The 9,114-nt window shown below is 39.2% G+C and carries 8 protein-coding genes; 7 read left to right on the top strand and 1 reads right to left on the bottom strand.

Features of this window, described 5'->3' with window-relative positions:
• A partial coding sequence (locus V7659_RS16120; RefSeq protein ID WP_335540857.1) for an MDR family MFS transporter occupies positions 1 to 1,104 on the top strand: 1,104 nt, incomplete at its 5' end.
• Positions 1,105 to 1,217: 113 nt separating this feature from the next.
• Here V7659_RS16120 and V7659_RS16125 read toward each other — a convergent pair.
• Positions 1,218 to 2,090 carry an AraC family transcriptional regulator gene (locus tag V7659_RS16125; protein ID WP_335540858.1) on the bottom strand — a complete coding sequence of 291 codons (873 nt, stop codon included), beginning with the start codon at positions 2,088 to 2,090 and terminating at the stop codon, positions 1,218 to 1,220.
• Positions 2,091 to 2,258: 168 nt separating this feature from the next.
• Between V7659_RS16125 and V7659_RS16130 the strand changes: the two genes are divergently transcribed.
• The 6 genes from V7659_RS16130 (at position 2,259) to V7659_RS16155 (ending at position 9,082) form a co-directional block, all read left to right on the top strand.
• Entirely contained in the window at positions 2,259 to 3,596 is a 1,338-nt protein-coding gene (locus tag V7659_RS16130; protein ID WP_335540859.1) for a carbohydrate ABC transporter substrate-binding protein, read from the top strand.
• A 65-nt stretch (positions 3,597 to 3,661) separates the two neighbouring features.
• Complete coding sequence (locus tag V7659_RS16135) at positions 3,662 to 4,552, top strand: carbohydrate ABC transporter permease (RefSeq protein WP_335540860.1); 891 nt, start codon at positions 3,662 to 3,664, stop codon at positions 4,550 to 4,552.
• 17 nt (positions 4,553 to 4,569) lie between these two features.
• Entirely contained in the window at positions 4,570 to 5,451 is an 882-nt protein-coding gene (locus V7659_RS16140) for a carbohydrate ABC transporter permease (protein WP_438825516.1), read from the top strand.
• Between the two features lie 15 nt (positions 5,452 to 5,466).
• Positions 5,467 to 5,634, top strand: a complete 168-nt coding sequence (locus V7659_RS16145) for a DUF6903 family protein (RefSeq protein ID WP_335540862.1) — start codon at positions 5,467 to 5,469, stop codon at positions 5,632 to 5,634.
• A 45-nt stretch (positions 5,635 to 5,679) separates the two neighbouring features.
• Positions 5,680 to 8,235, top strand: coding sequence for a beta-galactosidase (locus V7659_RS16150; protein ID WP_335540863.1), 2,556 nt, complete (start codon positions 5,680 to 5,682; stop codon positions 8,233 to 8,235).
• 115 nt (positions 8,236 to 8,350) lie between these two features.
• Positions 8,351 to 9,082, top strand: coding sequence for a GntR family transcriptional regulator (locus tag V7659_RS16155; RefSeq protein WP_335540864.1), 732 nt, complete (start codon positions 8,351 to 8,353; stop codon positions 9,080 to 9,082).
• Positions 9,083 to 9,114: the final 32 nt, after the last annotated feature.

Genomic DNA, 9,114 nt, shown 5'->3' on the forward strand with positions numbered 1-9,114 from the left:
TATATACATGATCATCTAGGTAAGTCCTTATCGATCGCTGGAATTGTCCTAATGTTAAACTCAGGGGCAAGTGTAATTGGAAACCTATATGGCGGCAATCTATTTGATAGAATAGGCGGCTACAAATCTATCATATTAGGAATTAGTATTACTCTTGCAGCACTCATCGGTTTAACGTTTTGGCATGTCTGGCCCGCATATATTGTCTTCCAAATCATCATTGGATTCGGTACCGGTATTATTTTTCCATCGATGTATGCGATGGCAGGGTCAGTTTGGAAAGAAGGTGGGCGCAAAGCCTTTAATGCCATTTATGTTGCCCAAAACCTTGGGGTAGCCTTGGGTGCTTCCCTTGGCGGGATTGTTGCCGCTTATTCCTTTCAACTCATCTTCCTAGCCAATACCATTATGTACGTCCTCTTTTTGCTTATAGCGCTATTTGGCTATAAAGGAATTTCAGTGGAGTCTGGAAAACAGGCAGCCAACGATATAAATGTTCCAATCGTTAAGAATAGAAAAAACCTGTATGCCTTATTAATACTTTGCTCAGGTTATTTGCTGTGCTGGGTTGCCTACGTTCAATGGACAACCACGATTTCCTCCTATACACAAGAAATCGGTATTTCATTAAAGCAGTATAGCTTTTTATGGTCGATTAACGGAGCTTTAATTGTCGTTGCCCAACCACTCCTAAATAGTGTCTTGAAGCGCCTTTCTGCGTCACTTAAACTGCAGATGATAATAGGAATTGGTATTTTTATTGTTTCATTTATAGTTGCAGGGAAATCAACTGCGTTTTCAGGTTTCCTTGTCGGAATGATTATCTTAACCATCGGAGAAATGTTTATCTGGCCATCCGTTCCAACTGTCGCCTTTAACTTAGCACCAAAGGGCCGTGAAGGCTTCTACCAAGGAATCGTCAACAGTACCGCCACAGGCGGCAGAATGGTTGGTCCATTATTGGGAGGAATGCTCGTTGACCTATACAGCATGTCCATATTATTTACCGTATTAATTGGTTTATTTATTATTGCAATTATTACTACTCTTTTATACGACCGTCGCTTGAAAGTCAATAAGCAAGTGAGTGCAGAGGTATTCTAGCGTGGTAGAACTTCCTGATAATTAAAAATACTTTATATTTTTCCCACAGTTATTGATACTGTGGTTTTTTATTTTAATTTATATAAATCTATCTTTCTAACTTATTTGTAAATCTAGTTATTTTTTGATGCTTTTGGATTTTCTAGTATAGTTTTTTTGTATTTCTCAGCTTTTCGGTATTGTGAAGGAGATAGATTCGTCACACGTTTAAAGGATTGGGCAAAGAATGACTGAGATGAAAAGCCGGTTATAGTTGATATATCTGAAATTGGATAATTGGTAGTTTCTAACAAAATTTTACTTTCCCTGATTCGGGTTTGAATTAAGTATTCAATCGGTGAAACGCCGACGGATTTCTTGAAGGAATGTGAAAGATAGTATTTATTGATATGACCAGCCTCAGCTAAAGTATCCAGATTGATCTCTTCGCGAAAATGCTGCTTAATGTAATTTTTGATAAAGGCCATATCTTTATTAATTTTTTTAGTAGAGGTTTTCTCCATGTTAAATGCTTTTCTCCTCATCATTTTATGTAACAAAATTTCTAATATGTTTTGTATGATCAATTCATAATCTTCCTTTTGGTTTTCCACTTCCTCAATCAATTGCTGGAGGTAAAAGAGATAGACGTTTTGCTCCTGTTTATAATTAAAAAAAGTTACCTGTAATCCGGGATCATCTGGAGATGAAAAAGCGAGACCTTGGATGCCAAGTGCAATAAATTCAAGGGGATGATCGACACAAGACTTTTCAGTGTGCTCGGCATTCGGATTGATGACAATTAAATCATGCTCTTTGACAGGAATTTCTTTTTTGGAAAAAATGAAAGTCCCTTTGCCCTTAGTGATATACAATATTTCAGTAAAGTGATGAGTATGATTGGTGCTATGCCAATCTTTATCATATTTTGATTTTGTTACATAGAGAAGTTTTACTGGAAGATGGCCCCGTTCCGATTGCGGAACCTCATAGATTTCATTTGACAAATGATTCCCCTCCTTATAGAAGCAAATAATTACCTAAATTATATGTATTTTAGTGAATTATTACAACGGAAAGCAAGATACTTAAAAAACAGAACAAGATGTTTATTGTGATAGCGCTTTTGGATTCGTATACTTTACCTATAAAGGGGATAAGGGAGGAAGAGCGAAATGAAAAAGAAAGTTTTGTTGGCAGGAATGTCTGCGTTGTTATCTGTTAGTTTAATAGCCTGTCAAAGCAGTAAGGTTGATAATTCTAATGGTGGTAAAACCTCCGAAAAAAAACAAACCCTTCATGTAGCGGCACTTGAATCTGCTTATGGCAAAGACATGTGGACCCAAGTAATTGACGCTTATGAAGATGCAAATCCAAAAGTCGATGTTGAATTGACGGTCGATAAAAATCTTGAGGATGTCATTAGCCCGAATATGAAAGCCGGAAACTATCCGGATGTCGTTTTACTAGCAACAGGGAGAAAACTGGCACTCACAGAGACATTAATTAAAGACAAAGCCCTAGAAGATGTTACGGATGTCCTTGATAGGAACGTTTATGGTGAGGAATTCAAGGTTAAGGATAAGTTGATCCCAGGCTTTACCAGTACTCTTGCAACCAATCCTTATAATGAAGGAAAAACGTATTTGGCACCAATGTTCTATAGTCCAACTGGGCTGTTCTATAATGGAAATTTGTTAAAAGAAAAAGGCTGGGAAGTACCAAAGACTTGGGATGAGATGTGGGCGTTGGGCGATAAAGCGAAAGCAGAAGGAATCTCATTATTCACCTATCCTACGACAGGTTACTTTGATGCATTCTTCTATTCTTTGCTATTAGAAGCGGGCGGACCTGATTTTTACAATAAAGCGATGCAATATGAAGATGGCATTTGGAATTCTCCTGAAGCAACGAAGGCCTTTGAAATTGTCGGTAAATTAGCGAAGTACACAGCGAAAACGACTGTTGCTAATGCCAATGATAAGGATTATACGAAAAATCAACAATTGATTCTCGATAACAAAGCATTGTTTATGCCAAATGGTACGTGGGTTGTTGGGGAAATGAAAGATGCCCCAAGAGCGGATGGCTTTGAATGGGGAATGACAGCGTTGCCGGCCATTGATAATGGCGGTGATCGTTACGCCTTTACCTTCTTCGAACAAATGTGGGTACCGGCTCAAGCTAAAAATAAAGGTGCAGCGAAGGATTTCTTAACGTATGTTTATTCCGACGAAGCAGCAGCTATTTTTGCAGAATCTGGTGCGGTTCAACCAATCGAAGGCATTTCCGAAAAGCTGACCGGTGACAATAAACTTTTTTATAGTATTTATGATTCCGGAGCAAAAGCAGGTATGGGTGGATTTGCTGCAACAGAAGCCGTTGAGGGCGTCAGCATGGCAGATACATTATTCAGAACGATCGATAGTATTGTTTCTGGTGATAAAAAAGTAAAAGATTGGCAAGAATCCGTTGAAAAAGTGAGTGACCAATTACGGTCAGCATTAAAATAATAGTTCACTAATATAACGGTGAGTATCCTTCCTCACCGTTATATTTATTAATTGAGGTGATAGAAATGAATAAGACAACTGAAAAAAGGATTTTTATCTTTGTTTGTACGATACCCGCATTAATCTTATTAACTGTTTTCCTGATTGTGCCTACGATTGAGGTATTCAGGATGTCCTTATATAAATGGGGTGGATTCTCTAATAATAAGGTATTTGTCGGGCTCGATAACTTCAAAATTTTATGGAATGATATGAACTTCTTTCGTTCTCTCCAAAACAGTATTGTATTGATTGTTATCGTTACACTCATCACCATGGTGCTTGCTATCTTGTTTGCTACTTTGTTAACGAGAGAAAAGATGAAAGGCAATAGTTTTTTCAGGATTATTTTTTATATTCCTAATATCTTATCCGTTGTGGTCATTGCTGGGATATTTTCTGCGGTGTATGATCCAACCACAGGTTTGTTGAATAATCTCCTTGCTTTATTTAACCTTGAGAACCTGCAAAAAATGTGGCTTGGTAATCAAAAAATTGCCATCTATAGCATCGGCGGAGCACTCGTCTGGCAGGCGATTGGCTACTATATGGTCATGTATATGTCGAGTATGGCAAGTATCCCCGAAAGCTTTTATGAAGCATCTGCTTTGGAAGGTGCAGGAAGAATCAGACAATTTTTCAGTATTACCTTGCCGTTGATTTGGAATAACATTCGGACCACGCTAACCTTTTTCATTATCAGTACGATTAATTTAAGTTTTCTACTTGTCCAAGCAATGACCGGCGGTGGACCTGATGGGTCGACGGAGGTATTTTTAAGCTATATGTATAAACAAGCTTACACCAATTCTTCTTATGGTTATGGTATGGCTATTGGGGTGGTAGTTTTCCTTTTCTCATTCGCAATATCTGCGATTGTCAGCCATGTTACCAAACGTGAAGTGTTGGAGTATTAAGGGGGTCCATGAACACGGTGAAAACACAAAAAGGAATGAGTGCAGAAACAGCGTTTCGCTTTTTTATCTACGTAGCTCTGATTACATTAGCAATCTCAATCATTATCCCTGTTGCATGGGTTTTCTTAGCATCTGTGAAGCAAAACTCGGAATTTTACGGAAGCCCTTGGGCCATGCCGAAAGGATTCTATTTTCAAAACTTCACCGATGCTTTTGGGAAGGCCAACATGGGTACCTATATGTTGAATTCAGTCATGGTGACTGCAATGGCTCTGCTTATTTTATTGATTGTCGCCTTACCGGCAGCCTATGTGCTGGCCAGATACACCTTTAGAGGCAGTCAATTTATGAATGGCTTGTTTAAAGCTGGATTATTTATCAATGTGAACTATATTGTTGTTCCAATTTTCTTGATGTTATTAGGTGGGGATACCCTATTACGAGGACAATTTGGGGCTGGATATCTATTAGACAATTTATTTGTTTTAGCTGTGGTTTATGCGGCGACCGCTTTGCCCTTTACCATTTACTTGTTGTCCAGTTATTTCCAATCACTGCCGTCAACGTATGAGGAAGCGGCGTTGGTGGATGGGGCCGGATATTTCAAAACAATGATTTCGATTATGATTCCAATGGCCCGACCAAGTATCATAGCTGTCATCTTATTCAATTTCCTAGCATTTTGGAATGAATACATTATTGCCCTGACCTTGATTCCAGGTCCAAATAAGACCTTACCTGTTGGGCTAATGAACTTAATGGCAGCTCAAAAATCTGCTGCTAATTACGGTCAAATGTATGCGGGTATGGTTCTCGTCATGCTGCCTACCTTGATTTTATATATCATTGTTCAAAAGAAATTGACACAAGGGATGACCCTTGGCGGTTTGAAGGACTAGAGGAGGATTTATTTAATGAAGACCACTTTTGTAGTTATCCTAAAACTTGTCGTTTTTATTATTTGTCTTGCTTTGATTATCATTGGCCAAAAGATGGTTGGTAAACTTGAACTGGGCATGATGTTACTCGGATTAGCCGGTCTCTTAGGGCTGCTTTATGATTACAATCGAAAATATGTGTAAAAAAGTCTCGATATCAATAGATTATAAGATTGTGGAGGTGTTTAGATGATTACTTATGATAAAAATAGCTGGAAGATTCATAATGAAAGAGTCTTTATCCTATCTGCTGCCATCCACTATTTCCGCCTACCAAAAGAGGAGTGGAGTGAAGTCATAGACAAGGCGAAAGCTGGAGGATGCAATACAATTGAAACATACATACCGTGGAATTTCCATGAAATAAATGAAGGGGAATGGGATTTCTCTGGAGACAAAGATTTAGCGCACTTTTTTCAGTTATGCGCTGACAGAGGATTATATGTAATTGCGAGACCGGGGCCATATATTTGTGCGGAATGGGATTTTGGCGGTTTTCCCTGGTGGCTCTCTACGAAAAAGGGGATTCAATATCGTTCCGCCAATCCTTTATTTTTAAAATATGTAGACAAATATTTTGATCAGGTCATACCAATCATTGATGAATTTCAGTTAACGAAAAATGGGTCCGTCATTATGGTCCAAATTGAAAACGAGTTCCAGGCTTATGGTAAACCAGATAAGGAGTATATGGAGTACTTACGGGACGGTATGATGTCACGAGGCATTGATGTACCGCTTGTTACCTGCTATGGAGCCGTTAATGGTGCTGTGGAGTTCCGCAATTTTTGGTCGGATGCCAAACATGCCGCAGAGATTTTAGATGAGAGGTTTGCCGATCAACCGAAAGGGGTAATGGAATTTTGGATTGGTTGGTTTGAGCAATGGGGTGGAAATAAAGCGAATCAAAAAACACCTGAGCAGCTTGAATTTGAGTGTTATCAGCTGTTGAGTAATGGATTCACTGCGATTAATTATTACATGTATTTTGGCGGCACCAACTTTGATTATTGGGGCGGCAGGACAGTTGGAGAACAGACATTTTCAACGACCTCATACGATTATGATGTGGCCATTGATGAATATTTACAGCCGACAAGGAAGTATGAAGTATTAAAAAGATTTCATGCATTTGTTAAATGGCTTACCCCCTTATTCACAAATACATATCAAACAGAAACGGACTTAAAGCTTTCTAGTAATCTAAAATCCCGGCGAGTTGTTAGTCCTCATGGTGAAGTGATATTTATTGAAAATAATCGACAGGAACGGGTTCAATCAAAGGTTTTACTTGATGGTGAAATGGTTCCGTTTACGATAGAGGCAAATGCGGTTTTACCGATTGTCCGTAATGTGAACGTAGGAAATGGTTTTACAATTAAGACACTCACGGGCCAGACGACAGGATTCGATGCAACGAAGGGCGTCATTTACCACGAAAATAGCCAACGTTCGACCCTAGTTTTGCAGCTTAAGCAACAGGCTGAGATCCACTGTCCAATGCCAAATCGCTTTGAAACCGGTGAAGATGGTCTGGTTAAGCTTCATTTATTCCATGGAAGTCAGCCGCAAACCGTTCAACTTTCGTTTGAGGATGGTACTAGCTATTCGTTTGAAGTTGTGGCAAGGGAATCTTTGGAAAAAGTAGTTCCTCGCTTGGAAAAGGGCTCTGCAAATCATCCATTACATTGGGAAACGGCAGATGAAAAGCTTTGTTTTTTTTGCGGAAACGTGAAAGAGGCCGAAAAACCGCTTGATTTCAGCAGCTTCGGACAGTTTGGCGGTTATTTAGGTTATGAAAGTGAATTTTACTCTGAGGAAACGAAGGATAAGACAATTATTTTTACGAGAATCGAAGATCCTATCATGGTTTTTTGTAATGGTGAATTTGCTGGTAATCTTCGTAAGCTCGGGGCTGCAGTGATTGAGGTCCCAGTTAAGAAAGGGAAAAATACACTAACCTGCCTTGTTCAGAATATGGGGCGTTTCAATTTTACACAGGCGATGGGCGAGCCAAAAGGGATGAGTGATGCTCCTGCTCTTAACGGACAGTATCTATCATTACTGGAAGGATGGCAGGTGGATGCGTGTGGAGTTCGGCACCTCTTATCGAAAATACCAGAAATTGAAGGGAGAATTGGTTTTTTGAAATCCTTCTTCAATGAGGGCTATAACCGGGCGATGCTTGTTGGTGAGGGAGTTTCACGGGTTCAGGTAAATGGAAAATCAATAAAAATGTTGATGGAGAGTCAAACTGCCTGGTCAAGAGACAGTGCTGTCTATGGGATTGCAGATATCAGCGATGCCTTAAAGAAGGGTGAAAATGTAATTGACTTAGATGCTCAGAATCTCTCAAGTATTTGCCGGTTTGATCTATATTTATTTAAGGAAGAGGAGCAAATCCGCAACTGGAAAACAAAATCATTTGCCCAGCTTCAAGAGGAGAAACAATGGACAGTCGCGAATTCACAAACGATTTCTCCACGATGGTATAAAAGTCATTTTGGCTGGAACCCAGAAAACGGTTCGATTGTAAAGATTCGTTTTGATCATATGAGTAAAGGGAGTTTTTGGGTTAATGGCAGCTGTTTAGGAAGGTACTGGAATATTGGCCCGCAGGAGGAATATAAGATTCCAGCTCCTTTGTTAAAAGAACAAAATGAAATTGTTATTTTTGATGAAGAAGGGAAAAAGCCAGAGAAAGTCGTTATTCAATCCTATATTCCAAATGTAAGATTTTCATAGCTTAATAGAAAATATTCAATTTTAGAAAACGGTGGTTGGGTTGACTCTACAAGTGTTGGTGGTATAATTTAGGTTATTAAAAGAATGTTAGTATGGTTGGGGGTAGGTTTAGTAAATGAAACCATTGCAGCATGAAAGTTTAATACCGCTATATCACCAATTGATGGAAAGACTAAAGGATTCGATTGAAAAGGGGCTTTGGACTCCGGGAGATAAAATCCCTTCGGAGAATCAATTAATGGACCAATTTGGTGTAAGCCGTAATACCGCTAAAAAAGCTATTGAGGAACTTGTACAGGAAGGGATACTTTACCGAATTCAAGGAAAAGGAACCTTCGTGGCAAAACCGAAGTTGCAGCAGTCATTGATGGGGTTCTACAGCTTTAGCAAAGTATTAAAAGAAAAAGGATTGAATCCTAAGGATATCATTCTAAAAATTGAAGAAGTCAAACCAACTGCCAAAATCCAGGAAGCGCTGCAGCTGGGGGAAGTTGAGAATGTCATTGAAATGAAACGCCTTCGCTGCGCCAATGATGACCCATATATTTTGGAATCATCTTTCATTCCGAAACACGTTGTTTCAGATATTGAGCAGCTAAAAAAAGTAGGCGAAATTTCTTTATATGATTTATTGTCACAACAGTTTAATATCGTGGTAACCAAAGCAAAAGAGGCATTTGAACCTGTTCTTATTCGTGAAGAAGAAAGTGAATATCTGCAAACGGAGGAAGGTCGTCCGGCACTCCTGCTTGAACGAACAGCGTATGATGTCAATGGTGTGCCAGTTGAATTTTGTATATCCATTGTGCGCGGAGATCGCTGTCGCTTCTATACCGAACTAAGCTAATCGATGATGACTCATAGCATTTTGTCTATGAG

The sequence above is a fragment of the Neobacillus drentensis genome (assembly GCF_036966985.1).
GTDB lineage: Bacteria > Bacillota > Bacilli > Bacillales > Cytobacillaceae > Neobacillus > Neobacillus drentensis_E.